Origin of the sequence: Rhodococcus opacus (assembly GCF_012396235.1) — a bacterium.
GTDB lineage: Bacteria > Actinomycetota > Actinomycetes > Mycobacteriales > Mycobacteriaceae > Rhodococcus_F > Rhodococcus_F opacus.
Genome location: NZ_JAAXPA010000039.1, coordinates 47,610 through 72,031, shown reverse-complemented (window position 1 = coordinate 72,031; position 24,422 = coordinate 47,610). Strand labels below are relative to the sequence as shown.

Below are 24,422 nucleotides of genomic sequence, written 5' to 3'. Positions count from 1 at the left end.
CGTCGAGCAGAAGAACTGGGCCGTAGTACGCACCATCGTCGGCTATCTCCGCTATGACACCTCTGCAGAGTTGTTGCTGCTCAATCAGATCTGGGTTCTGCAGTCGCAGCTAACGAACTACTTCTACTCACAGCAGAAATTGGTGTCGAAAGAACGTGACGGCGCGAAGGTGACCAAGAAGTACGACATCGCCACCACTCCGCATCGGCGTGCAGACCAGCACGAGGCCGTCACCGGAGAGGACAAAGCCATCCTCGCCGACACGTACTCCACCATCAACCCCGCCGCCGTCCAGCGTCAGATCCAGGCATTGACCACCGAGCTCATCGCCCTCGCCACCGCCAAGAACACACCCACGAGGAGAGCCCCTCTCACGCGGGCACTTCTCGATGAGTCAACGAATCAGACTTCGCGGGCATCTTGACATGAGGCAACAGGGACGGACGGGCCCCTGATCTTCAAGAAACTCGCGGCCGGCTACGGCGGGCCATGGGAACAGATCGCCGACTCGGTCGACAAGAACACCCCCACCAACTACACCTGGTTCACCACCCATCTCGTCGAGGGACCCTGGCATCGCGACCAGGTAGTACTGATTGGCGACGCAATCCACAACTGCCCACCGACGATCGCCCAAGGAGCGGCCATGGCACTCGAGGACGCCGCGGTCCTCGTAGAGGAACTCCTCGCAGACGACCACACACCGCTCGACCAGTGTTCACCCGCTTCCGCCACCGCCGATTCGACCGAGCGAAGACAGTGGTCGACTCCTCCACCCAATTGGTGCAATGGATGATCGACGGCCACCGCGGCGATGTCGCCGAAGTCATCCAACGCGTCGCCCACATGGTGAAGGTTCCGGCATGAACGGCCCGGTCGTCGACGTCCACGCGCATGCCCTGCTGCCCGGCATCGAGACCTACGTCGCCGAGATCGACCCCGACGGGCTCGCGGCAGCGAAAGACCTCGATGCCCGGCGAAACGGTCGCGAGTCCTCCATCGAATCGGGCCGCATGATCCAGGATCGCTGGTCGCTGCTGACCGACCTGCCTACCCGTTTGGCCGTGATGGACGCCACCCAGGTAGACGTGCAGATGGTTTCTCCGTCACCCTCGCACTACTACCCCTTCCTCGGGCCGGACGCAGCCCTGGACGTCGCGCTGCAAGTGAACGCCGCGATCGAGAAGCTGGTGAGCCGGGCCCCCGACCGACTCGTCGGACTCGGTGTGGCGCCGCTCCAGCACCCGGACCAGATGGTCCCCGCCCTCGACGACGCCCTCCGGCGCGGACTGCGCGGCGTCGAGATCGGGTCCTTCGGCGCCTCCCCGTCCGGCGGCCAGGCCGGCACGGTCGAGCTGTCCGACCCGGCACTCGACCCGTTCTGGGCTGCTGCCGAGAAGGCACGAGCGGTGGTGTTCCTGCACCCGTTCGGTTGTTCGCTCGACGAGCGCCTCGACCGGTTCTATTTGGCCAACACGGTCTCCCAACCCGCCGAGAACGCGGTCGCGTTGTCCCACCTGATCTTCAGCGGCGTCCTCGATCGCTACCCCGACCTCGTCGTCGTCGCCGCACACGGCGGCGGTTACCTCCCGACGACGATCGGCCGTTCCGACCACGCCTGGCGAGTGCGTCCCGAGGCCCGCGGATGCACACATCCACCGTCGACCTATCTTCGGCGACTCTGGTTCGACTCCCTCACCCACGACGGTGCCCAGCTAACCGAGTTGATCCGGGTGGCCGGGGCGGACCGTGTCCTTCTCGGTTCGGACTACCCATTCGACATGGGAACGGACGACCCCGTCGCGGCAGTCCGTCACGCAGGCCTTGCCGATGATGTCGTCCAGGCCATACTCGTCGACAACGCAGCCACTGTGCTCCCCTCACTGTCCATAGGGTTCACGAAGAAGGGGTTCGCGTAGGGTTCGGACAACGGGGCGGCACGTGATGTTGAGGATGGAGGAGTGTCGGTGAAGGAAGTCGACCTGAACCTACTTCCCCATCTGCACGCGCTACTCGAACTGCGGAATGTGTCCCGGGCCGCCGAACGGGCACATCTGAGCCAGTCGGCGATGAGCGCCGCGTTGGCACGACTCCGCCGGCATTTCGACGACGAACTGTTGGTGCGCGCCGGCAGGGAATACACCTTGACCGCGTTCGCGCAGAATCTCGCCCCGGCGGTACAGGAAGCGATGGCGAAAGTGCACGACGCCATGCAGATGCGGTCGGAGTTCGACCCCACGGACACCGACCGTACCTTCGTCCTCGCTGCATCCGACTACGCGACCACCGTGGTGGTCCGACCGCTGCGTGCCCTGATCACGCGGCAGGCGCCCCAGGTCTCGGTCGAGATTGTGCCGATCGTCGGACTCGACGCCGGGTTGGAAGCATTCGGCCACGTGGACGTGATCATCGGGCCGATGGGCTACGACTTCGGCGGCAGCTACCGCCAACTGTTCCGGGACGAATTCGTCGCCGTCATGGACAGCGCGAATCCACTGCTCGACCGAGATCAGCTGACGCTCGAGGACATCGCGTCCGCGCCGCACGCCGCCGGCGAGTTCGGCCCCGGCGTCACAACCCCACCGATGCAATTCCTGGCCGACGCCGGGGTCACGCCTGTCATCGCCGCCCGAGTATCCGGATGGCAAATACTGCCCTTCCTCGTCGAAGGCACCGACCTAGTCGCGTTGGTACCGCGCCTCCTCGCCGGGCGGCTGGCAACGGGACTCTCCGTCACCGTCGTCGAGTTCGTTCCAGAATTGGAAATGCCAGTAGTGGAGGCCATGTACTGGCATCCCCTGCAAACCACCGACCTCGCCAGCATCTGGCTACGCGAGTCCATCCAACAAGTCTGTCGCAAGATCCGTGCCGAAGACACAGTACCGACGCATCCGGTCCGGATTGGCCCGCCACGCAACACCAGGTGACCATCGAGGAGATGGCTCTGCTTCCGCCAACATCGACAGCAATGGGCCGGCCCCTTCGCTCCACACCCATTACAGGCACTTCAGCGTTCGGGCAGCGAACCTCCCGACCGGGCACCCGCCCCCACTGTCAACGTCAGCGTCGCCGTCATCGCCTGCACCCGAAACGGCCCGTTCTGCGACAGGGCGACCTCCCAGTAGGCGGCGACCTGCGCCTCCGTGTAGGCACAGACCTACTCCCGTTCATTACAACCTGCCGAACAGCCGGGCCACCGAGAGTCTCCACAGACCTCGAGGCACAACATCGATAGGCTCACTAATGCCGCTCTCCCGCGGCGAAGTGCGCCACGCCACGCAGACAACTATGAGCTCGCTCGCGGATCGAGTAGGCCACTGAGACGTGGGCTGTCAATGCCGCCAGCTCAGGCTGTGAAACGGACGTGCGCTTGTGACTTGCCGAGCACGTTCTGCGCCCCACATGAGACGGTGAGGTCAATGCGCGCGGTGCTTGTTTCCGGGTCGAGTCGAGCGACCTTCGCGGATATGGTGAGCGTCGCCCCCGTCGAGCCGTCGACGAGGACGGGTCGAGTGAACCGCGTCTCATAGGAGACAATCCAGGTGGGATCGCCGACCCAGTCGACAACAGGCTGCAGCGCCAATCCCGCGGTGAACATTCCGTGCGCGAGCACTCCGGGAAGCCCAGCGGCCTCCGCCGCGGCGTCATTGAAGTGGATCGGGTTCATGTCACCAGATGCACCGGCGTACCGGACCAGGTCACCTCGGGTGATCGCCAGGTCTGCCTTGGCGATGACCGCACCCAGTTCGAGCGAATCGAATGTCGGAGCCGGGATCGTCATGCGGCGCATCCTCGCACCAGCAGCGTCGACTTTACGGTAGCCACGAGTTCGTCCGAGCTGTCACGAATCTCGCAATGAGTCGCCAGGATGGCGTTGCCGCCCCGTTCAATGACGTCGGCGATGGTCAGGGTCGTCACCAGATCCACACCGCCAACTATCGGACGCCTTTGTTCGATCTTCTCCGAGCCATGCACGACTCGAATCGGGTCGACTCCCGTGTCGGGCGTTTCGACCAACTGGGTCACCGCCGTTTGCTGCAACACAGTGGTAAACGTCGTGGGCGCCACAACATCGGCGTAACCCGCAGCCTGTGCGGCTGCGACGTCATGGTGAAGCGGATGCGTCGCGCGGATTCCCCGTGCGAATTCACGGATCTTCTCTCGACCGACGAGGTACGTGGTGGCCGGGAAGACCCGGCCGGACAAATTCGGATTCAGTGCTGACACCTGCCGAAGCCTACCGGGTGTGCCTTGCGCACACGACCAGCAAGTTGACGCAATCATAACTGCCACCGCTGATTTCGAGATCGTTGATTTCACGGAAGAGACATTCAGTCGACCGCTGTGCAGTCGGAATCATCGATTCAAAGTGCCACTGTCGACGTAGCGCGGCCCGCTATGTCGTCCAAGTCGAGCCAAGCAGATGGTTTTCAGATCCTGCGTCTCGGTCGGTGTCAGATATCGGGCAGCGATTGTGTCCAGGAGGCCATGAACTCGGCGGAAGTACTCCTGCGCCGAGAGCCCGAAAGTGACAAAAATGTCACCTTCAGGACCACCGCCCCAATGCTTCCACCGGCGGGCGAATTCAAGTAGTTCCATGTTGTGGTCCACCAACTATCCCTTCTCCGGGTTCCACGACGTCCGCCCACAGCGGTGGCGAAATCAGCGCCGGATTTGTGGTTCATGCTCTTGTTTCCCGATCGCACGGGTCGCAGACTCTGCCGACATCTCCTGCGTCGCGCCCAACGCAGCGGTACTAATCCGGCACCGCTGCAGGCTGCGCTCCAACCAAATCGACGTCAACCCGTCCTCATTTCGCCTCCTCAGCGTGCGCGACGCGCCCATCGCCGCGTGTTGTGACTACAACCACAATGTCACAGTCACTAGACTGCTGTCTAGTGAATAGACGCATGCTCGTCATGCGCTTCGTGCGAACAGGTACCGGGGAGGTCGCGGTTAGGGTAGCGAGATGCGTAGAGTGGTATGACATGTCAGCCACTACCCCGACCGGGAAGGATCCAGTGCGGTCCTCGTTGCGTGAGGTCCAGAAGGATCTCACTCGGGAGCGTCTGACCGAGGCGGCCCTGACCGCTTTCCGCGAGCAGGGTTACGACTTGGCGACGGCGGATTACATCGCGAAGTTGGCCGGAGCCAGCAGGGCGACCTTTTACCTGCATTTCAAGGGCAAGGCCGAGTTGGTTCTGGAGCTTCTTGACCGGCTCGAGCCGACGGTGGTTGCGGCCTACCGCGATCTAGATGAGTTGCGCCACGCTCCACGGTCGAAGATCCACAAGTGGGTCGTGCGGGAAACTGCGCGATGGGGAGCGGACAGTGGTCGTTTCGAAGCCCTCGATCGTGCTGCAGCTGTCGAGCGAAAGGTGCAGGAGCGGTGGTTTCTTTGCCTTGAACGTTCAGCCGATGCGATGACCGGCTATCTGTCGGAGTTCCCCTCCGGCACGTCACGCCGCCGCGCCCGGCAGAACGTCCTCATGCAAATGATCACCATGGAACGGGGAATGTTCCTATCCTCTGTCCGTGGCTTGCCACTCGATTCCAAACTGCTCCTAGAGTCGCTCACCGACCAATGGTCGTCGGTTCTCGGAAGCGCCGGCAATCCCAGCACTCGGTGAGGGCATAGTCGGTGTCGCCCTCGAAGGAGGATCAGGCTGGTTGATCCTGACGCTCCGCTGATGGTGTGCGCTGCGGACCACAGGAGCGGCACGAGCAAACCGATCTGCTTCGCCCTCGCGAGTTACGACCAGCGAAATGGCGGCGGTTGCGGTGTTTGTGGGCTGGAAGATGTGCGCGGCGGACAACGTGTCCATAGTGACGTGGCGATCGCTGATAGCGACTTGTCTGCGCCAAATCTCGGCCAATTTTCTTCTCAAACCGCTGTCGGTTCTGACGGTTTCACGAAAGACCTGGCAAGAGCCGAATCTCTCGACTGGCGTGGCGTAGGCAAGCAGAGCCAACCCCGTAGCGCGGTCGCGGTGACGGGAAATCGCCCACCGGCGCGTCCGTGAACTGGGGTGCCGGCATTTGCGGCGGCCCGCTCCACGAAGACGACGTCTGCGTCTCCACAGACGCCGAGCTGGAAACCCTGCCGTGTTATGAGCGCCAGATCCCTGCATGACTCGCACTGCAACATAGCGCAGAATTCGTGCCGAGAGTTGGTCTGGGTGGGAAGCAGTGTCACGGCAGCCGCGCCCTGGGCGAGACATTCGGGCCTACTCTGACTGACCGAATATTGCTGCCGACACCCAACTTCTGATATTCGGAAGTCGTTGTCCGCGTTCAAGAAGCGCCGGGTGCGAGGGGCATCGCGACGTCGGCACACAAACGATGGGTCCGCGGCCTGCATCGGGTGTGGCCCTCACCAGCCGGAAAGACCGGTTCGGGCGAGAACGCGACGTGTAGAACCTGCTCCGTGACGCGCACTGACCACAACTAGAAGTTCGCGCCCAGGTTCCAGAAGCCGGAAAAAGCGTTGACCGCTATTGTGTGGCGCACCGGCACCGGATACTGTTCGATCAGTTCGCGACCCGAACCACAGTCTGTCGTGGTGGTGAACGAGAATCTGGATGAAACCGAGCGGGCTTCAAGCCCGACGCAGCATTCCGACCGCCCATCGGATGCTCCCCGGAATCGATCCGACATCTCCGCGACGCTCACCTGAGAAGTCGACCGGGAGCCCTCCGCAGACGCGACCACGTGACTCGCGTCTGCATATCTTTCGTTCACCATTTGCGCACACGTGCTGTTCATCAACTCTGCTGTGCAGACCCAATTCCCTCAAGGATGCTGCAATGAACCCCTTGCCAGATTCAGCGCCTACCGCTGCACCTCCTACCGCGCTACCGCACACATTCATCGACTGGAAGCGTGCGGGTTTGTAGATGGCCCTGACGTTCTCCACACTCCAGTTGCTCGGTGAAGTCGGCGCCATGATGGCTATTCCACTCTACGGATCGATGAGCGTCGACCTCAGTCTGACGCCAGCACAGGTGTCATGGGCACTTCTGGCAACCCTGCTGATGGGTGCCGTGTCGACTGCATTGCTCGCGAAGACCGGTGACCTCTTCGGGCACCGCCGCATCATCCTCGTCTGTACCGCCGTGATCGTGGCAGGCTATGCGGTGTCAGCGGTTGCGACTTCCTTTCCGGTTCTCTTGATCGGCCGGGCTCTGACTGGAGTCGTCGCGACACAAGCACTGTTCATCGCAATCATGAACGACCGGCTCTCACCATTTGACCGCAACCGCGCCGTCGGCATTATTGCCGGCGGACAGGCTGTCGGAATCACCATCGGATTCGGCCTGGGCGGTGCAATGATCGCCCTGGGCGCCTCATGGCGTACGACCTTCTGGCTCGGAGGCCTGCTGACCTTGGTCGGACTGGCAGCGATGTACCGCTGGGGGTCGGACTCAGACGCGGCGGTCCGCAATGTCGGGAAACCACGAAACCTCAACGCCGTCGGCCTGCTCATCATCGGCGCGTCGCTGACCAGCATCTGCGTAGGTATCAGCCAAAGCACAACCTGGGGTGTGTGGTCCTCCCCCACCCTCGCTTTCACGCTACTCGGAGTCGTTGGCCTGGCAGCCGGCCTGTTCTGGGAGTCACGCAGCCCTCGTCCACTCGTCGACACCGCACTGATCTTCAGCTCCCGCGTTCTACCCGCGTATCTTGTCTTCATTGCCCTCGGCATCGTCGGAATCATGATCTTGAACTTCGTGATGGGGTGGGCCCAGACGCCATCGCAACTCGGCTACGGTTTCGGATTCACGCCTCTCTTGGCTGGGCTGCTGTTCGTGCCGATGACGGTGAGCGGTATCATCGCCGGCCGTTTCGTACCTCGGATTCTCGGACGAACCTCACCGAGGTCAGTACTTCTGGTCGGCGGCCTGTCGTACAGCCTTTCCTGTGGTCTGCTGTACTTCTGGCACGGCTCTGTTGCGGGAACCCTGGTCGGAATCTTCCTGTACGGCATCGCCTTTTCCACATTGGTAACGGTGGCCGTTTCGGTCATCGCCGCCCAGGCCCCCTCAGAATCTGGGGCAGGGACCGCATCGATTTATGTCAGTGTCGCACTCGCATCGTCAGCCGTGGGAACCGCCGTCTATGCCGCCATCATCGGCCTGGGGACCACACCCGCCGCTCCTCTGCCGTCCGCGGAGAATTACGGTATCGGGTTCCTCGTTGCGGCCGCTGTCGCCCTGGTGGCGGTACTGGCAGGTCTGACCCTATCCACGAACGTCAGCTTGACAGGTTCGACTGTCCACGGCCATTGACCGTACGACGCGAGAGCAGCCCCCACTCTCTATACCCAGTTCCTCAGTGCCACAGAAAGAAAGGCCATCCACTCCTCATGCACAAACGATCCATCACGACCGCCTCAACCTGCGTGATGCTGCTCCTGGCGGGTTGCAGTTCGCAGTCGGACGCAGGCTCCAGCGAACCCGGACCGTCAGGCGGTGCATCGCAGACCGCGACGGCGGCATCGACACGGGAGAGCTATATTTCCGGTGCCGTACGGCCCGAGGATTTGGTGTCCGTGCCAGGTACGCCCTGGGTGCTCGTCAGCGGAATGGCATCAGCGAAGCTCGGCACGGCGGGACATCTGTACTCGGTGAACACTGACGTCGGTCTCCCCGCCGAGGTGTGGCCGACCACAAATCAGCAGATCGAGTGGGATCCATCCACCTATCCCGGTTGCCCGGGTCCCCCGGATGCTACCGAGCCGCACGGGATCAACGTGCGAGCCGACGAAGGTCAACCCCCTGTCCTCTACGCCATCAATCACAAGCGTGAGTCGGTCGAAGTCTTCCGGATCGACGCCACGACAGACATTGTCGGACTAATCTGGACAGGCTGCATTCCGCTGCCCCACAACGTATACGCGAACGGGATCGCCGCGTTGCCTGAGGGCGGACTCGCGCTGACCAGCATGTATGACCCGACCGAACCGGGAAACCCGTTCGAGCGGATGTTCACCGGCAAAGACACCGGGCAGGTCGTGACCTGGCACCGCGACAGCGGATGGGCTCCGGTCCCCAATTCCGGTCTCGGCGGGGCCAACGGCATCGCCGTTACACCGGACGGTCGGTCAATCATCGCGGCAGCGTGGACACAAAAGAAGGTGGTCCGGCTACCCCTGGACGGCAGCGGTGAGCGCTCCGAGGCCACTGTGCCGTTCCTGCCCGACAACCTCCGTTGGACGACGAACGGTACTGTCCTGGTGACCGGGCAGGACATCTCAGCCGACGACATCATGACGTGCAACGGTGGTGAAGGGACCGACTGCCCCACCGGGTACACGGTCGTCGAAATCAATCCTGACACCATGGCCAGCACTGTGCTGCACGACGAACCTGACTCACCATTCAGTCTCGCGACAACCGCTCTACCCGTAGCTGACGAGATCTGGGTTGGATCGATCGCTGGCGACAAGATCGCCCGCGTAAGCGGAACCTAGCCCGGGCCAATACTGATGGTGCTCGACCTGCTCCGGCGCGGAACAGGTCGAGCACCGACAGATTAAATTCCGTTCGGAGTAGTAGTGGGAAGGGCCGGCGTCGTCTCGTGCCCGGCACGACGCTCGCCGACCCGCGGAAAGCGTCTGCGGGTTCGGCGAGCAGCGGCAGATGGCTCATGGAGACCGGTTACAACAGGTGAAGTCCACCATCGACAGCGATCGTCTCGCCAGTGACGTACGGGGCGTTCTGCAGTGCCACGACCGCATCGGCGATATCGTCGGGCATACCTGCCCGACGCAGAGGCGCTCGCTCTTCCACCTCGTTCCGGGCAGCGGCCCACTCGGCGGTTCGCTCGGTGATGACGAGCCCCGGTGCGACCGCGTTCGCCCGCACCTGGGGGCCGAGTGCCTTCGCGACGAGTGCGGTCATGTGACCGAGCGCTGCTTTGCTGACCGCATAGGGTATCGACGCACCCATGGGACGCAGCGCGGCAATGGAAGTGATGTTGACGATGTGTCCGTTCGCCGCTGCCAACGCCGGCTGCGCAGCCTGGATCGCGCACCAGGCGCCGATGACATTGACGTCGAACAATCTGCGCCACATCTCCGGGGTGACAGCCTCGAGATCCTCGTGAGGTATCTGAGCGAATGCTGCCGCATTGTTGACGAGCAGGTCCAGTTGCCCGAAGTGCTTGATCGTCTCGTCGACCAAGTGGCGTGCCTGCACCGGGTCGGTCAGGTCGGCGCGAATGTATGCGGCAGGAACGAGTTCGTCGGCCAGCCGCTGGCCCTGGGTGACCGAGCTGCTCGAACTGACCACGACACGCATTCCCTCGCGGTGCAGCCGGCGAGCCACCGCCGAGCCGATCCCCCCGGTCGCACCGGTGATCAGTGCGACCGGGGCTGCAGCGGAACTCACAACGCCGCCACGACCGCGTCCGTGAAGTCCGTGGTGCTTGCGTGGCCACCGACATCCACGGTCAGGCATGATCCCTCGGCGTACACCGAATGGACGGCCGAACGGACACGTCGGGCGGGATCGTCTTGCCCGAGGTAGTCGAGCATCATTGCCGCGGCGAGTATCTGGGCGGTGGGGTTGATGATGTTCTTACCAGCGATGTCCGGCGCAGTGCCGTGGGATGCTTCGAAGTAAGCGTAATCCGTTCCGTAACAACCACTCGGTGCCACACCCAGTCCCCCGACCAACGCTGCTGCCTCGTCGGACAGGATGTCCCCGTAGAGGTTCGGTAGCAGCACCACGTCGAGTTCTCGTGGCGAAATGATCAACCGGCGAGCGAGGTCGTCGGCGAGGTAGCTGACGACCTCGACGTCCGGGTACTCGGTTGCGACATCGAGTGCGACCTCCCTGAAGTGGCCATCGGTGACCGGCAGCACGTTGTGCTTGGTTCCGATCGTGACGCGTCCGGTCCGGCTGCGCTGGTGGGCACGGGTCCGGGCCAGTTCGAAGGCGCTGCGTGCAACTTGCTCGATGCCCGAGGTGGTGACGAGTTTGACGGCGAAGGTGCCGGCACCGTGGTCGCCGATCGGCCGGCCGATTCGATCGGTCAGGCCGGCACCGGACAGATCGGCGAGGCTTCCCTCGATTCCGACGTAGAGGTCTTCGAGGTTCTCACGGACGATCGCGAAGTCGATGCCGCTCGAGTCCGCCAATGGTGTTGCCGCATTGGGCATCGTAGTGATCGGTCGGACGTTGGCGTACGTCTTCTTACCCCACCGCAGGTATTCGATCGCCGGGACCGATCGTGCGCTGGCCGAGCCGAACAGGGTTGCGTCTGAATTGTCGATGGCATCGCGCATCAGGGCCGGGTCGTCGGCGGTGGCGTGGATCCATTCGATGTCGGCTCCTGCCTTGTCGACGATCTGCACCGCCGACCGGACGACCTCAGGGGATGCGTCGTCTCCCTCGAATACTGCGATCCTGCTCATCAGTGTCCTCCGTCTTCCTCGCGTGCCGCGGTGAGCAGCAGCGGCTCCACGTCCTCGTTGTTATTGCTGCGGGTGCTCCTCAGCGCGGCGAGTTCGCGGTCCAGTTCGGCGTGATAGCGCTCGACGTTGGCCAGTTTGACGTCGTCGTATCCACGCACCATGTCCGGTAGCGAGGCCACCCGAATGCAGGTGTCCAATGTGTTCTCGTCGAGGACGTCCACGAGTTCGGTGACGATCGCGCGGTACTCGTCGATCAGGGAGCGTTCGGTCTTTCGGACCCTGTCGCGGCCGAATGGGTCGAGCGCGGTGCCTCGAAGCCGGCGCAACGCATACAGGGTGCGGAATCCCGGTGTGAACCACGCACCGAATTGGATCTTGTGGTCGACACCGACGCTCTTGAGGATCGGCGGATGCAGGTTCCATGCCACTCGTGCGGGAGTGCCGCCGGCGGTCTCGACGACAGCGGCAAGGCCGGTCAGGTGCAGGCGTGCGACCTCGTATTCGTCCTTGTATGCAGTGAGCTTGTGCAGGTAGCGGGCGACGGTGGTGGTGAAGGTCTGGTTGCCGGGCAAGCGGGCCGACTCGGCCTGCTGCACTCGTTCGAGGAAGCCGACGAAGGATGCGGCGACGCGGGCGCTGTGAAACTCGACGAGGTCGGTCGCGAGATCGGCGACGATCGGCGGTAGCTGTTCGCTCACGGTCACCTTCCGTCGGATCCTGTCGGCGCGCCGGTCGATGACCTGTTGTTTCTTGCGACGGTCCGCGACGGCCTCGGCGATCATCTGGGGGTGCTCGACGGTGGCACGACCCCACTCGAATGCGGTGAGGTTCGCGGCCACTGCGGAACCGTTGAGCTCGAAGGCATTTCTGATCGCCGCCGAGGAGATCGGAATCAACCCACGCTGGTAGGCGGCACCGAGCAGGACCACGTTGGTGAGTACATGATTGCGGAGGAGGTACTCGCTGATCTGCGAGGCGGCCACGTAATGGGCGCGCTCCGCCGGTAGGAGGCGCCGGACCTGTTGTTCGAAGTCCGCAATCCCGTCCAAGGCGGCGTGTGGCGACGACGCCATCTGCCCGGTGGGGGTGACGTCGGTGTTGATGACTGCCCGGGTGTGATCGGCATCGAGGGTGGCCAGTGTGGCGGGGGCGAGGGCGACTACGGCGTCGAATGCGAGCAGTGCGTCACACCGGCTGTGGGAGACCTTGTTGCCGTCGGGCACCTGGTGGCCGATGATCACGTCGGAGATGACCGGGCCGCCTTTCTGTGCGGTCCCGGTCTGATCGAGGGCGGAGGTTTTGAGTCCGTCCAGGAGCGCGGCCGTAGCCAGCACCTGGTTGACCGTGACAACTCCCGTGCCGCCGATGCCGGTCATCCGGATGGCGTAGGTGTCCTTGGGTCCGATGCTCCGCCGCGACGGCTCGGTGGTCGGGGGCGGTGTCGACGCCCGGGTGGCCGCCGGGCGGGCAGGGTGCTGCTTGGGTGTGACGGTCACGAAGGACGGGCAGTTCCCGCGGATGCAGGAGAGGTCCTTGTTGCAGGACGATTGATGGATCTGAGTCTTCTGCCCGAAGGGTGTATCGACCGGGCGCAGGGAGAGGCAGTTGGATTGGACGCTGCAGTCGCCACAGCCCTCGCAGACCCGCTCGTTGATCACGATCACCGGTTCGGGTTTGGCGGAGCGGGTGCGGCGGAGCCGGCGCCGCTTTTGGGCGGTGCACTCTTGGTCGTGGATCAGGACCGTGACACCGGCGATCTCGCCCAGTTCTTGTTGTGCCCGTTCGAGTTTGTCGCGGTGCCACACCGAAGCATTCTTGGCCAGCTTGACGCGTTTGTAGCGGCTGAGGTCTTCGGTGGTGACGATCGTGCGCTTGACCCCTTCGAGTTCGAGGAGCCGGGTGAGTTCGGGAACGGCCATGGTCCCTGCTGGCGCACCGCCGCCGGTCATGGCGATGGCGTCGTTGAAGAGCAGTTTGTACGTCACGGTGGCGCCGGAGGCGACCGCTTGCCGCAGGGCCAGTTGCCCGGAGTGGAAGAAGGTTCCGTCACCGACGTTCTGGGTGAAAGGCACCGGACGCAGGAACGGTGACATACCTACCCACTGGGCACCTTCGCCGCCCATCACGGTGTTGCCGGTGATTTCGCCGAATCGTTCGTCCATTCCGGCGACCATGAGATGGCATCCGATGCCGGCTCCGACCAGTTGCCCTTCGGGGACCTGCGTGGATCGGTTGTGGGGGCATCCGGAGCAGAAGTACGGCGTGCGGCTCGGCACCACGGCGAGGTTGAGGTTTTTGCCGAGCAGTCCCGGGCGGTGCGCCTGAACGCGCGCAAGGACGCCGCGTTCGTGGGCTTGGTCGAGTACGTAACGCGCCAGTTGAGCGGCGTCGAGCACTCCGTACTCCGGGACCAGCGGGAGACCGTCGAGATCGTTCTTGCCGAGCAACTGGGGCCGGTTCGCCATGGGGTACAGCGCGCGGCTGATCTCGGGTTCGACGAACGCTCTCTTTTCCTCGACGACGAGGACGCGGTCCAGGCCGTCGGCGAACTCGCGGATCTGCTCCGGGTGGAGCGGCCACGGCGCGCGGAGCTCGAGGAGACGGATTCCGGCTTCACGCAGTTCGTCTTCGTGTAGGCCCGAGTCACGGAGTCCCTGAAGGAGATTGTGATAGGTCTTTCCCGCGGCGACCACGCCGAGCCAGTCGTTGTCGCCGCGGACGGTGACGCGGTTGATGCCGTTGACACGGAGATAGGCGCGGACCGCGGCGAGCCGTGTGGTGTGGAGGGTCTTCTCCGCATCGATGGTGTAGGGCGGCAGCAGGTGTCCGTCCGCGCGCGGGGTGTAGGTGATCGTCTCCGAGCCGGTCGGGGCGGTGGGGGGACCGAACTTCGGCACGAACACCGTCTCCGAACCGTCCGCGACATCGGTGACGATCTTCAAGGCCACCCACACACCGGTCATTCGGGACAGCTCGACAGCGTGGTGGGCCAGTTCGAGCACATCGGCCACCGAACCGGGAAAAAGCACCGGGAGAGCGAGATCCTGAAGGGTGTGTTCGGACGCACACGGCAGAGTCGAGGACTTCGAGGACGGGTCGTCGCCGACGAGGACGACTGCGCCGCTGTGTGCACCGGTTCCCGCGTAGTTGGCGTGCCGCAGGGCGTCCGCTGCCCGGTCGAGACCGGGAGCCTTGCCGTACCACCAACCCGTGACGCCGTCGACTTCAGCTTCGGGGCGACCCTCGACGAGTTGAGAACCGAAGACCGCGGTGGCGGCGAGCTCTTCGTTGACACCGTGCTGGTGCACAACAGCCAACGGCTCGAGGAGTTCGTGCTGACGGTCGATTTCGACATCGAGCCCGCCGAGGGGGCTTCCCGGGTATCCGGAGATGAAGCCGGCCGTGTGGAGGCCTGCACGAATATCGGTACGCCGACGCTCGGCGATAGCGCGCACGATCGCCTGGATTCCGGTCAGATGTACGGCCTCGTCGTATCCGTTGTATCGGAGTTCGATAGGTGAGAGTTGGCGGGTCTGCAACTCGGTGTCGGTGGTCATCGGTTTCGGTCGCCCCTGATTCGTTTCTGACGAGAATGGGTTTCGGTGCCGGAATACTCCGGCACGGCCGGGAGGTTCCCTGCACTGTTCTCGCCCTGTTGTGAGTGGTGATCGCGTGAGGGGTCCGCCCAGACGGAACAGCGGCCGGAGCTGTCGGACGGTTGCGTCACGCGATCACCACACTGAGAGCCCGTCCGCACCTGATGGTGAGGAGTGACCCCCAACACGTTAGACACATTTTGTACGGTCGGCAAGATTTCGCTGCAGTGTGGTGGGTCAGGCGGGAGAGACTGCTTCGTCGGTACGCCCCGCGGCCTTCCTCGCCTGCACATCCTCGGTCGGATCCGTTGTGGTCGCGATCTGTTCGAGGCTTCGGTTGGTCGTGCGTTCACCGAAGACGCCCACTGTCATTCCCATCAGTGCCATCGCTCCTGCCGTCATGATGAAGACGGCCGCATAGCCGAGCCCCGCGTACACCCCGGCAATGAGGAACCCGCTCCCGAATCCGGCGATCCGACCGATGCCGTTGACGAATCCTGTTCCGGTTCCTCGCAGGCGCGTCGGGAAGATCTCGGGCAGGTAGGTGAAGACGAACGCCGTCCCGGTCTGCAACAGCAGGGTGATCAGCAGCCCGCTCGCGACGAGCACTACGGCACTGTTGGTGAATCCGAAGACCAACATCAATACCGCGACAATCGATTCGATGATCCACAGCATGCGACGCCGCTCCCACCGGTCGATGAACAACCAGGCGAAGAGGGCGCCGGGAACAGCCGCGAGCGACAGGATCGAGGTGTACGTCAGACTCTGCGACGCGCTCAGCCCGTGATCGACCAGGAGGGTGGGAAGCCAGGAATTGAAGCCGTAGAAGCCCACCGCCAGGAACGTGAGCATCACAGCTGCGACCAGGGTGCGTCTGATGTAGGCACGGCCGAACAGTTCACTCGTCCGAGCCTTGACGATGGGACCTTCTTCTTCGGGTTCGGGCAGTGCTCCGAACAGGCTGAGCGCTTCTCGCTCGAGTTTTTCTACGATCGGTGCCGCGCTGGCTCCGCGACCATTGGCTTCCTGCCAGCGCACCGACTCGGGCAACTTCCAGATGGAGACGATGCCGATCACGACACCACCGGCTCCGAGAACGAAGATCCATCGCCAGGCGGATGGACCCGTGGGAATGACGAATCGCGAGAACCAAGCCATGAGCGGGATGCCCGCGAGTCCGACAGCGAGGGTGAGCGCTTGGATGCGGCCTCGTAGATGTCGCGGAAACATTTCCGCGACGTAGGCGAGCAATACGGCCACCATCGCCTGGAGGCCGGCGCCGGTCAGCACTCGATAAATGGTCAGATCCACCATTCCGACAGCGAAGGCGCAGGCCAGTGAGAATGCCGAGTACCAGAAGGTGGCGCCGATGATGGTCCACTTACGGCCGTATCGGTCCGCGAGCCAACCACCGGCGGTGGAACCGACGAACATGCCGAAGAACGACGCCGAGGTGAGGATGCCGATGTCGCCGACCGACAGATCCCATTGTGCGCGGACGGCGGGTGCTGCATACGCAAACGCATTCAGGTCCGCCTGGTCGAAGAGCATCAACGCACCCAGGAGGACCAGCCAGCGTCGTTGAGTCGGTGTGGCGCTGGGCAATCGGCTCATACGTGCGGCCAGACTCGGCTCGGCGACACGAGAGGTCGCGGAATCTGCGGTGGAGGCCATGAACGGCCCTTTCTGTGGATCGGAGACGTGAGCGCGCCGAGGGCGCAAGATCCCTCGCAGCGAGGGGCCATCGGCCACCATGGGTGACCGCGCGCATACCTTCCCGGCACGGTGTGACGACTGTCTCCTTCGGCCCGACGGGTGTCAACGCGGCTTTCAACAGTTGAAAGCCGCCGTGCCCTCGGGGGCTCGGTCCGGTAGAAGGAGCAGTGTCGCGGCCGGCACGTCCTCTGGTCACGGTCGGCCGCTATTGACTTGCTTCCCAACCGCACCCACCGCCGACGGGGTGGCTACTCGACCTAGGAGTGCTCATGCACACTCGCCTCTTTTCCGACGAGCACGAAATGTTCCGCGAGACCGTTCAGAAGTTCGTGGCGCGGGAGATCACCCCCCATATCGACCGGTGGGAATCCGACGGCTCGATCGACAAGGACCTGTGGTCCTCGGCGGCCGAACACGGCCTCATCGGCCTGTCGGTCCCCGAGGATTACGGCGGCGCCGGGTCGGCGGACTACCGGTTCCGGTGTGTGGTGATGGACGAACTCGCACAGGTCGGTGCGGCGGCGGTCAACGTCGCGCTCGGCGGATTCGACGACCTGATCGGTCCCTACCTCGTCGATCTTGGCACCGAGGAACAGAAACGGCGTCTGCTTCCGAAATTGTGCAGCGGCGAGTTCGGTGCCGCGATCGCCATGACCGAGCCCGGTGCCGGAAGTGACCTGCGGGGTATCCGCTCGTCCGCACGGCGCGACGGGGATGGATGGATCCTCAATGGCAGAAAGACCTTCATCACCGGCGGGCGCCGCGCCGACCTCGTCATCGTCGTCGCACGTACCGACCCCGATGCCGGAGCACGCGGCTTCAGCCTGTTCTTGGTCGACAAAGGCATGGACGGCTTCACCCACGGCCGGGCGTTGGACAAGCTCGGCCAGCGTGCCGAGGATGTTTCCGAGTTGTTCTTCGATGACGTCCGCGTCCCCAATACCCATCTGCTCGGCGAGGAGGGGGCAGGATTCCGCCACCTGATGGAGCGGCTGCCGAAGGAGCGGATGTCGATCGCCTACTACGGTCTCGCCGCCGCCGAAGCCGCTCTGGGCTGGACGATCGAGTACGTGAAGGATCGGCACGCCTTCGGACACGCCATCGCCGAATTTCAGAGCACCAAGTTCACTCTCGCCGACCTGTCGACCGAACTCGACGTCACCCGCGCCTTCATCGACCGCGCTGTGTTGGACCTCAACGAGGGCAGACTGTCTGCGGTTGATGCCGCGAAGGCGAAATGGTGGGCAACCGAGCTTCAGCAACGGGTGATCTCTCGATGCCTCCAGCTGCACGGTGGGTACGGTTACATGCGCGAATACCCCATCGCGCGGGCATTCGTCGACGCACGAGTTCAGACCATCTACGGTGGCACGACCGAGATCATGAAAGAGATCATCGGCCGCGAACTGATCGCGCCCGCAGGGCGGTGAACGGGGCCCGGGCGGCCTCCATCCCACCACCCGGTGCACTACCCCGGATCGTCGATGTTGATGTCCCCGCTCTCCGCCGCGACAGCGGGGACATCACGTCATTTCAGTCTGCGCCCGCGGCACGTGGGGTGCTGTGATGGACGTGCCCGGGAGCAATCACGGACCCGAGGCTCGGCGGACCGGTCTTCTCGTACTCGGCGGTCTGGCGCTGCCGCTCCGCGGCGTAAGCCTTGTCGTCGCCGGTGGCCCGCGCGATCAGCGCGCTTCGCGCCGAGGGCCCCACGTGACACAGACCCGGAATGAAGGGATTGTCCACGCAATGCGTGGACCGGCCAGGTGACGACGTACCGACGAGACCAGCACTGGAATATATCCGTCGCGTACTCGAGCCGCAGTCCGGGCAGGCGTTGGTATCCGGGACGGGTTGTGCGACAAGACATTCCCGCATGACACCGCAGGGGGTGCATTTGTAGTCGACGAGGATCACGGTTATTCCTGGGGGACGAGAGCGCCGAAGTGTTTCCAGTCCTCCATGTCGTGGGCGATCCACAACCGGGCGCCGCCCTCCTCGAGTCTCCTGAGTTTTTCGATGCTGGCGCGCGCCTGGTCGTGGTCCCAGTCGAACGGATCCGGCTGACACTTGTCCAGTCCCTCCCGCAGATGAACGGTGTCGCCGGTGAGCACCAGCCGCTGGCTGGGAAGTTCGACGATCAGCGACAGCTCGCCAGGGCTGTGTCCCGGGGTGTGCATGATGGTCACCGCGCCGTCGCCGAAAAGATCGGTTTGCGGGGCGTAGAGGGTCGTCCAGTCGAAGTTCTTGACCGGTTCGAGGTCGTCGGCGAAGCGGTAGAACTGGGCACTGTCGGCCGGAGGATCCGCCGCGAAGTCGTACTCCCCGGGGCCGATATAGAACTTGGCCTGCGGGAACAGATAGAGCCCGCCGGAATGGTCGGAGTGCGTATGGGAAAGGATGACGTGGGTGATGTCCTCGGGGCGGAAACCGAGGGATGCGATCTGCCTGTCGATCCGCTGCCCGGGGTGAGACTGGACGTTGTACACGTCGACCAGGTCACCGAAGTACGCGTACGGATCCTCGTTGAGGATGGGAGCGAAGCTGGTATCGAACATGATCAGTCCCTGGTCGTGTTCGATGAGAAACGCCGGCAGTGGGATGGTCACCTTCCCTTCGGCCCCCACGACGAGCTCGCCGGCGTCCATGTCCATCGTCGGTGCGTCCAGCGCCCAGAGGCGCTTTGCCGTGTTCCTTGCATTCTTTGGCATCGATTTCTCCTTCTGATGTGCAGGGCGAGAAGTTGCTCGCGCGCGGAGCCGCGGCCGGAGTCGTCCAGAATCTGACTGTGGCGACGCTGCTCCAAGACCTGCTTGCGACTAGGGCTGACCGCAGGCCCTCCGCGCAGCAAGGGAATTCGACCGCAGTTGTCCGGTCGGAAGCAGAAACGCGGCCGCAAGATCGTCCTCTGCGGAGGTTGCTCGAAAGTGTCCACGACAACCGGGGTCGCGGGAAGGGGCGATCGAGTTCCTTCCGATATTCGGAAAACATCGCGGGCCGTAAGGGTTCTACGGCCTGCACCAAACCGATGCAGATTATTGCCGCGCGTCGCACTTTGATGTAGCTTCTTAGTGATGCAGGTCATCGTCGAGCTGCTCCCCGCGGCTGGTAGGCGCGTGATTTTTCGTGACCGGCTCCCGCCATAGGGAGACCGGAGTGGACTGCTATTCACTTACTAGACAGAAGTCTAGTTTTGGTGTTAGTTTGTGATCCACGTCCCATTCGGGCAGCTTCCGGGCCGCGCGAGACGAGGCCCCCAGGGCGTTCGAGCGCGCGGCCCGGGACGGCGCGGCGTTGGCCGTGGCGTCACCGGCGATACCTCTCCGAGAGATGTCGCAGATTTCGCTCTGGCTTCATCTCTATATACCTGCACTTCAACGCTTTTGATGCTCCCGACCATTGACTGGGTCAGTCGGCTCGGCACCAGACGGGCCACGAGAGAAAGACCATGATGATCAACTACGACCACTGGATTTCGGGAAAGGCCACCGCACCTTCCTCCGGCGCATTCATCGACTCCACCAGCCCCGTCGACGGACGACTTGTTGCCCGGATCGCTTCGGGGACCGAAAGCGACGTTGCGTGCGCGGTGGCCGCGGCTCATGACGCCGGGCACGCTTGGTGCGAGCGGCGGCCGATGGAACGCGGACAACTCCTCATGGCCCTCGGCCGCGCAATCCGGGAACGCGCCGATCGTTTCATCGAACTCGAATCGGCGGAGACAGGAAAACCTGCCTGGCAGGCCGAACTCGAGGTCGAGGGCGCCGCCCAGTACTGCGAGTTCTTACGGCGGGCTCGTCAACATCGAGCAAGGCAGTGTCCTCGACGCCGGTCCCGGGACCCATGCATTCACCCGGCGTGAACCTTTCGGCGTCGTCGGGGTGATCACCCCCTGGAACTCACCCCTCAATCAGTGCCTTCGCTCCTCCGTACCCGCCCTGGCGGTAGGCAACACGGTGGTGGTCAAGCCCTCCGAGTTCACGTCGACGAGCACGCTGACCGTTGCTCAGTTAGCCACCGAAATCGGCTTGGACGACGGCGTTTTCAACGTCGTCACCGGGACAGGCAGCGCTGTGGGCCAGTCCTTGGTCTCCCACGAAAAGGTGCGGCGCGTGTCGTTCACCGGTTCCGTCCGTGCCGGTCGTGAGGTGGGCCGGATTGCTGCCGAACGGATCATCCCCGTCAGCCTCGAGCTCGGCGGCAAAGGCGCGAACCTCGTCTTCGCCGACGCGGACATCGACAAAGCGGTCGACGGTAGCCTCATGGCCTTCGCCTACAACACCGGCCAAGTCTGCTCAGCAGGCACGCGGTTGCTGGTCGAACGCACCGTGCACGATCGTGTGGTCGATGCCCTCGCCGCGAAGACGCCGTCGATGAGCAACAAACTCGGCCCCCTGACCACCTCCGCGCAGCGCGACAAGGTTGCGCACTACCTGGAGGTGGCAGCCTCGGAAGGCGCCCGTGCGGTCGTCGGCGGCACCCCGGGATCGGGAAATTTCATCGAGCCGACGATCTACACCGGTGTCACCAACGACATGCGCATCGCCCGCGAGGAGGTCTTCGGACCGGTTCTCGCCGTCATCCCCTTCGACAATCAGGACGAGGCGGTAGCCCTGGCGAACGACTCCGACTACGGGCTGTCCGCGGGGATCTGGACCCGAGACATCTCTCGTGCTCACCGAGTCGCCGAACAGCTCGAAGCCGGCCAGGTCTACATCAACGCCTGGCGCAGTTCCCTGATCGAAACCCCGTTCGGCGGCTACAAGAACAGCGGATACGGCCGTGAAAGGGCCTTCAGGCGCTTCACGAATACACCCAGCTCAAAAGCGTCATCGTCACGTACTAGCGGTAGAGAAAAGGAGATCCCATGTCGCTCTACAAGGACAAGGTCGTCATCGTCACCGGCGCAGCCAGTGGTTTCGGCAAGAACATCGCTCGCAGTTTTTCCGATGCCGGGGCCCAGGTGGTGGTTGCCGACATCGACGCCGACGGTGCGAAGGCCACCGCCGATTCGCTCGGCCAGGCGGTTGCAGTGGAAACGGACGTCTCGAACGTCGATTCGGTTCGGGACATGATCCATACCGCGGTAAAGGAGTTCGGCGGACTGGACGTCTTGGTCAACAATGCCGGTGTCCCGCACCGGTCGATGCCGATGCTCGACCTCGATCCAGCAGATGCCGACCGCATGTGGGCCGTCAATGTCCGTTCGGTCTTCCTCGCCTGCAAATTCGGCATTCCGGTGATGCGGGAGCGGCCCGGTGCCTCGGTCGTCAACGTGGCATCCATCGGTGCAATCCGTCCGCGTGGCGGAATGACGGTGTACAACGCCAGTAAGTCCGCGGTCATCACACTCACCCGGGGGCTCGCCGCGGAAGTGGCCCCCGATGTACGTGTGAACGCGGTCAATCCCGCGGTCGCGGAGACGAATTTTGTCAAGGGCGCACAGGGATTGGACAAGATTCCGGACAATGTCAAGGTGGCGATGCTCAGCGAGATTCCGATGGGCAGAACCGCTGCCACTCAGGACATCGCCGACGCAATTCTGTTCTTGGCGTCGCCGGCCGCAAGCTTCATCACCGGCGTCGCCCTGGATGTCGACGGCGGACGAAGCATCCAATAACTGTAGCTGTGGCCGTATCTGACCGATCAGCCTCCCTTCCCGGCGGACGAGTACTGGAACGCCGTACCCGTCCGCCGGGAGCCGTCAACGACATCTGATGGAGTTCCGAGACCCGCGATGGACGAATCGACTCTGGCCGCCCTGCGCTCGGCGGGTCCCGACTGCGGGCACATCGCAGCCGCGGCCGAGGCCGAGGCCGAGGCCGAGGCCGAGGCCGAGGAAGCTTATCCACTGGGCGGAAGGCCGTCTTCCCTTGCAGGACGGTCGGTCACGAACAAAGTTCTGGCGATCCTCGCCGCCTTCAGTGTCGACACACCCGAACTGAACTTGACCGAACTTGCCCGCAGGGCGCAGCTGTCCGTTCCGACCGCACATCGGCGAGTGGCGGAGCTTCTTGCGTGGGGCGCACTCGAACGGACGCCCCAAGGTCGGATTCGCATAGGCCTACGGCTGTGGGAGGTCGGGTCTTTGGCCCCGCGGGGCCTCGCGCTGCGCGAGGCCGCACTGCCGTATCTGGAAGACTTGTACGAGCTCACGCATGAAAACGTTCAGCTCGCCGTGCGTGAGGACACCGAGGTGGTGTTCGTCGAACGCATCACCGGGCGGCGCGCGGTCCCGGTCCACACCCGCGTGGGTGGACGATTCGACATTCATGCCACGGGTGTCGGACTTGCACTACTTGCCTTTGCGCCGCCCGATGTGCGCGACCGTGTCTGCGCCTCACCGCTCCAGCAGTACACCGAGTGGACCATCGCCGACCCGCTCACACTGCGCACATGCCTTGGCACGGTGCGTGCGAAGGGGTACGCCGTCAGCGACCGTCAGATCACCTCAGACACGCTCTCGGTTGCCGCGCCGATTCTCTCCCTCGACGGTACCGCGCGAGCAGCGGTGTCCCTCGTCGTGCGGTCAGACGGCGCTCATCCCGGCCCGCTCGCCATCGCCGTGCGAGCCGCGGCCCTGGGAATCACGCGTGCGTTGGCGTCATCCGAAGGTCGGCACCTCACCGGAAGGAATGCACCCGGTTCGCGTGATGTCGTCGGGATGGTGTGACTGGCATGCCATCCCGACGATCTGGCCTACCGGCGCCGCGGACGGGCCGTCCTACCGGCGCCGGGAATAGGAGAGGATCATGTGATCGAGCATGTCCTCCGCGGGTCCCGCGAGACGCTTCACGGCGTCGTCGTGCACCGCCGCCGACTGCTCCGCGGGCCAGGGATCGGGCAGATACCGGGCAGGCAGTCCCGGGTCGCTGCGAAGAAGGCGAACCCAGTCCGCACCGAGGGCGGTAAAAGCGGCCACGGGATTCGGCGGATCGTTCGCCGGGTTTCGCCAGCACTCGACGAATCGCCGGTGCTGCTGCTCGATGTGCACCAAATCCCAGGCAGTGTGTACGAACTCGTTCGGCGCGATACCCGCGAGCGGTGTGCCCGCGAACGCGAATGCGCGAGCATCGGGTGCCTCGGTGCGGGCGAGGATGTCTGCGACATCGACTACACCCGGGGCGATCCACAACCCGTCCCGCAGGCGCCCGAAACCTGCCCACATCAGTTGCGATCGCAGGTGCCGGCGCAGGTCGCGATGCGTCTCCGGCACGGAGTAGCTCAGCAGAGTCCAGTTGTCGTCTGCAGGAGTGAACGGGTGGCTGGAGACCACCCTTTCGCGTCCCTGGCGGAGTAGTTCCTCCATGCCTGAACTCATGCCGAAGGCTGCGATCCGACCGGTCTGCGACCGGTCGAGTAGCCCCGTCCGCACCATGCGGTTCAGTGTTGCCCGAACGGCAGGCTCGCTGACATCGAGGTAGCCGAGGACGTCGATGAAGACACGCGCATTGACCAGTGCCCGGTCATGATCGAGCACCAGAGCCCCGAAAAAACTGAGCAACAGTTCCTGCGGTGTCCGCCGCTCGCTGACCTCGGCCCGCGGCGGGTCGACCGAGTCAGCCTCCACGTACGCCTGCATCAGCTCTCCCTTTCGCACCCGTGAGAGGTCCCCGCACTTCGGGTTCCACTCGTACAGTGCCATACGCACAATGCTAAGTGAAATATTGACGCTCGTCCTCCATTTG

General features: G+C 63.8%; 21 protein-coding genes and 3 pseudogenes. 13 read left to right on the top strand and 11 right to left on the bottom strand.

The genetic code is table 11. The features are described 5' to 3' along the window. From HGB39_RS34475 to HGB39_RS34460, 5 genes and pseudogenes are all read left to right on the top strand, one after another. Positions 1 to 424 (top strand): annotated as a pseudogene (locus tag HGB39_RS34475) (integrase); the annotation flags it as partial. Between the two features lie 27 nt (positions 425 to 451). After that, a pseudogene (locus HGB39_RS39725) lies at positions 452 to 676 on the top strand (FAD-dependent monooxygenase); the annotation flags it as partial. Positions 677 to 714: 38 nt separating this feature from the next. After that, positions 715 to 867, top strand: a complete 153-nt coding sequence (locus tag HGB39_RS40050) for a hypothetical protein (RefSeq protein ID WP_005260621.1) — start codon at positions 715 to 717, stop codon at positions 865 to 867. Beyond that, entirely contained in the window at positions 864 to 1,919 is a 1,056-nt protein-coding gene (locus HGB39_RS34465; RefSeq protein ID WP_005566763.1) for an amidohydrolase family protein, read from the top strand. The genes HGB39_RS40050 and HGB39_RS34465 overlap by 4 nt, the downstream gene beginning before the upstream one ends. Before the next feature lie 48 nt (positions 1,920 to 1,967). Further along, on the top strand, positions 1,968 to 2,927 hold the full coding sequence (locus HGB39_RS34460) for a LysR family transcriptional regulator (protein WP_248949662.1): 960 nt from the start codon (positions 1,968 to 1,970) through the stop codon (positions 2,925 to 2,927). Positions 2,928 to 3,346: 419 nt separating this feature from the next. Here the strand turns inward: HGB39_RS34460 and HGB39_RS34455 are convergent, their stop codons facing one another. From HGB39_RS34455 to HGB39_RS34445, 3 genes are all read right to left on the bottom strand, one after another. Next, positions 3,347 to 3,781 (bottom strand): MaoC/PaaZ C-terminal domain-containing protein, encoded by a 435-nt coding sequence (locus HGB39_RS34455; protein ID WP_043789882.1) that lies wholly within the window; start codon positions 3,779 to 3,781, stop codon positions 3,347 to 3,349. Continuing rightward, entirely contained in the window at positions 3,778 to 4,227 is a 450-nt protein-coding gene (locus HGB39_RS34450) for an FAS1-like dehydratase domain-containing protein (RefSeq protein WP_005260625.1), read from the bottom strand. Before HGB39_RS34450 ends, HGB39_RS34455 begins: the two co-directional genes overlap by 4 nt. Before the next feature lie 129 nt (positions 4,228 to 4,356). After that, a complete protein-coding gene (locus HGB39_RS34445) occupies positions 4,357 to 4,599 on the bottom strand; it encodes a DUF3263 domain-containing protein (protein ID WP_005260626.1) in 243 nt (80 codons plus the stop codon). A gap of 389 nt (positions 4,600 to 4,988) precedes the next feature. On the opposite strand from HGB39_RS34445, the gene HGB39_RS34440 reads away from it, so the two are divergent. After that, positions 4,989 to 5,630 carry a TetR/AcrR family transcriptional regulator gene (locus HGB39_RS34440; protein WP_162276224.1) on the top strand — a complete coding sequence of 214 codons (642 nt, stop codon included), beginning with the start codon at positions 4,989 to 4,991 and terminating at the stop codon, positions 5,628 to 5,630. Between the two features lie 817 nt (positions 5,631 to 6,447). On the opposite strand, the gene HGB39_RS34435 is transcribed toward HGB39_RS34440, so the two are convergent. Next, a complete protein-coding gene (locus HGB39_RS34435; protein ID WP_147437010.1) occupies positions 6,448 to 6,672 on the bottom strand; it encodes a hypothetical protein in 225 nt (74 codons plus the stop codon). A 224-nt stretch (positions 6,673 to 6,896) separates the two neighbouring features. Here HGB39_RS34435 and HGB39_RS34430 point away from each other — a divergent pair, with 224 nt between their 5' ends. Both HGB39_RS34430 and HGB39_RS34425 read left to right on the top strand, forming a co-directional pair. Further along, on the top strand, positions 6,897 to 8,288 hold the full coding sequence (locus HGB39_RS34430) for an MFS transporter (protein ID WP_005566770.1): 1,392 nt from the start codon (positions 6,897 to 6,899) through the stop codon (positions 8,286 to 8,288). Positions 8,289 to 8,404: 116 nt separating this feature from the next. Then, entirely contained in the window at positions 8,405 to 9,472 is a 1,068-nt protein-coding gene (locus HGB39_RS34425) for an SMP-30/gluconolactonase/LRE family protein (protein WP_247607587.1), read from the top strand. 187 nt (positions 9,473 to 9,659) lie between these two features. Here the strand turns inward: HGB39_RS34425 and HGB39_RS34420 are convergent, their stop codons facing one another. From HGB39_RS34420 to HGB39_RS34405, 4 genes are all read right to left on the bottom strand, one after another. Further along, positions 9,660 to 10,391, bottom strand: a complete 732-nt coding sequence (locus HGB39_RS34420; RefSeq protein ID WP_005566773.1) for an SDR family NAD(P)-dependent oxidoreductase — start codon at positions 10,389 to 10,391, stop codon at positions 9,660 to 9,662. Beyond that, positions 10,388 to 11,419, bottom strand: a complete 1,032-nt coding sequence (locus HGB39_RS34415; protein ID WP_005260631.1) for an isocitrate/isopropylmalate dehydrogenase family protein — start codon at positions 11,417 to 11,419, stop codon at positions 10,388 to 10,390. The genes HGB39_RS34420 and HGB39_RS34415 overlap by 4 nt, the downstream gene beginning before the upstream one ends. Then, on the bottom strand, positions 11,419 to 14,976 hold the full coding sequence (locus HGB39_RS34410) for an indolepyruvate ferredoxin oxidoreductase family protein (protein WP_064080028.1): 3,558 nt from the start codon (positions 14,974 to 14,976) through the stop codon (positions 11,419 to 11,421). The genes HGB39_RS34415 and HGB39_RS34410 overlap by 1 nt, the downstream gene beginning before the upstream one ends. A gap of 276 nt (positions 14,977 to 15,252) precedes the next feature. Next, entirely contained in the window at positions 15,253 to 16,692 is a 1,440-nt protein-coding gene (locus HGB39_RS34405; RefSeq protein ID WP_081276462.1) for an MFS transporter, read from the bottom strand. A gap of 311 nt (positions 16,693 to 17,003) precedes the next feature. Between HGB39_RS34405 and HGB39_RS34400 the strand changes: the two genes are divergently transcribed. Continuing rightward, the gene (locus HGB39_RS34400) at positions 17,004 to 18,164 is read left to right on the top strand and encodes an acyl-CoA dehydrogenase family protein (RefSeq protein WP_043789892.1); all 1,161 of its coding nucleotides are present in this window, start codon (positions 17,004 to 17,006) and stop codon (positions 18,162 to 18,164) included. A 103-nt stretch (positions 18,165 to 18,267) separates the two neighbouring features. Here the strand turns inward: HGB39_RS34400 and HGB39_RS34395 are convergent, their stop codons facing one another. Then, positions 18,268 to 18,480 carry a hypothetical protein gene (locus HGB39_RS34395; RefSeq protein ID WP_005566777.1) on the bottom strand — a complete coding sequence of 71 codons (213 nt, stop codon included), beginning with the start codon at positions 18,478 to 18,480 and terminating at the stop codon, positions 18,268 to 18,270. A 173-nt stretch (positions 18,481 to 18,653) separates the two neighbouring features. Beyond that, the gene (locus tag HGB39_RS34390; RefSeq protein WP_240482929.1) at positions 18,654 to 19,445 is read right to left on the bottom strand and encodes an N-acyl homoserine lactonase family protein; all 792 of its coding nucleotides are present in this window, start codon (positions 19,443 to 19,445) and stop codon (positions 18,654 to 18,656) included. Positions 19,446 to 20,182: 737 nt separating this feature from the next. On the opposite strand from HGB39_RS34390, the gene HGB39_RS39265 reads away from it, so the two are divergent. The 4 genes and pseudogenes from HGB39_RS39265 (at position 20,183) to HGB39_RS34375 (ending at position 23,407) form a co-directional block, all read left to right on the top strand. Next, the gene (locus tag HGB39_RS39265) at positions 20,183 to 20,596 is read left to right on the top strand and encodes an aldehyde dehydrogenase family protein (RefSeq protein WP_312029821.1); all 414 of its coding nucleotides are present in this window, start codon (positions 20,183 to 20,185) and stop codon (positions 20,594 to 20,596) included. Continuing rightward, positions 20,538 to 21,467: pseudogene (locus HGB39_RS39260) on the top strand (aldehyde dehydrogenase family protein); the annotation flags it as partial. The gene HGB39_RS39265 and the pseudogene HGB39_RS39260, both read left to right, overlap by 59 nt. A gap of 134 nt (positions 21,468 to 21,601) precedes the next feature. Next, a complete protein-coding gene (locus tag HGB39_RS34380; protein ID WP_005260638.1) occupies positions 21,602 to 22,354 on the top strand; it encodes an SDR family oxidoreductase in 753 nt (250 codons plus the stop codon). 117 nt (positions 22,355 to 22,471) lie between these two features. Next, a complete protein-coding gene (locus HGB39_RS34375; protein ID WP_005566780.1) occupies positions 22,472 to 23,407 on the top strand; it encodes an IclR family transcriptional regulator in 936 nt (311 codons plus the stop codon). Between the two features lie 51 nt (positions 23,408 to 23,458). Here HGB39_RS34375 and HGB39_RS34370 read toward each other — a convergent pair whose 3' ends face one another. After that, positions 23,459 to 24,379 carry a PaaX family transcriptional regulator gene (locus HGB39_RS34370; RefSeq protein WP_005260640.1) on the bottom strand — a complete coding sequence of 307 codons (921 nt, stop codon included), beginning with the start codon at positions 24,377 to 24,379 and terminating at the stop codon, positions 23,459 to 23,461. Positions 24,380 to 24,422: the final 43 nt, after the last annotated feature.

Excerpts from the sequence above, each read along its gene's own strand:
- HGB39_RS34430 (WP_005566770.1), top strand. The coding sequence starts at position 6,897 with ATGGCCCTGACGTTCTCCACACTCCAGTTGCTCGGTGAAGTCGGCGCC.
- HGB39_RS34465 (WP_005566763.1), top strand. The coding sequence starts at position 864 with ATGAACGGCCCGGTCGTCGACGTCCACGCGCATGCCCTGCTGCCCGGC.
- HGB39_RS34380 (WP_005260638.1), top strand. The coding sequence starts at position 21,602 with ATGTCGCTCTACAAGGACAAGGTCGTCATCGTCACCGGCGCAGCCAGT.
- HGB39_RS34390 (WP_240482929.1), bottom strand. The coding sequence starts at position 19,445 with ATGCCAAAGAATGCAAGGAACACGGCAAAGCGCCTCTGGGCGCTGGAC.
- HGB39_RS34425 (WP_247607587.1), top strand. The coding sequence starts at position 8,405 with ATGCTGCTCCTGGCGGGTTGCAGTTCGCAGTCGGACGCAGGCTCCAGC.
- HGB39_RS34405 (WP_081276462.1), bottom strand. The coding sequence starts at position 16,692 with ATGGCCTCCACCGCAGATTCCGCGACCTCTCGTGTCGCCGAGCCGAGT.
- HGB39_RS34455 (WP_043789882.1), bottom strand. The coding sequence starts at position 3,781 with ATGACGATCCCGGCTCCGACATTCGATTCGCTCGAACTGGGTGCGGTC.
- HGB39_RS34400 (WP_043789892.1), top strand. The coding sequence starts at position 17,004 with ATGCACACTCGCCTCTTTTCCGACGAGCACGAAATGTTCCGCGAGACC.
- HGB39_RS34375 (WP_005566780.1), top strand. The coding sequence starts at position 22,472 with ATGGACGAATCGACTCTGGCCGCCCTGCGCTCGGCGGGTCCCGACTGC.
- HGB39_RS34445 (WP_005260626.1), bottom strand. The coding sequence starts at position 4,599 with ATGGAACTACTTGAATTCGCCCGCCGGTGGAAGCATTGGGGCGGTGGT.
- HGB39_RS34415 (WP_005260631.1), bottom strand. The coding sequence starts at position 11,419 with ATGAGCAGGATCGCAGTATTCGAGGGAGACGACGCATCCCCTGAGGTC.
- HGB39_RS34370 (WP_005260640.1), bottom strand. The coding sequence starts at position 24,379 with ATGGCACTGTACGAGTGGAACCCGAAGTGCGGGGACCTCTCACGGGTG.
- HGB39_RS39265 (WP_312029821.1), top strand. The coding sequence starts at position 20,183 with ATGATGATCAACTACGACCACTGGATTTCGGGAAAGGCCACCGCACCT.
- HGB39_RS34440 (WP_162276224.1), top strand. The coding sequence starts at position 4,989 with ATGTCAGCCACTACCCCGACCGGGAAGGATCCAGTGCGGTCCTCGTTG.
- HGB39_RS34410 (WP_064080028.1), bottom strand. The coding sequence starts at position 14,976 with ATGACCACCGACACCGAGTTGCAGACCCGCCAACTCTCACCTATCGAA.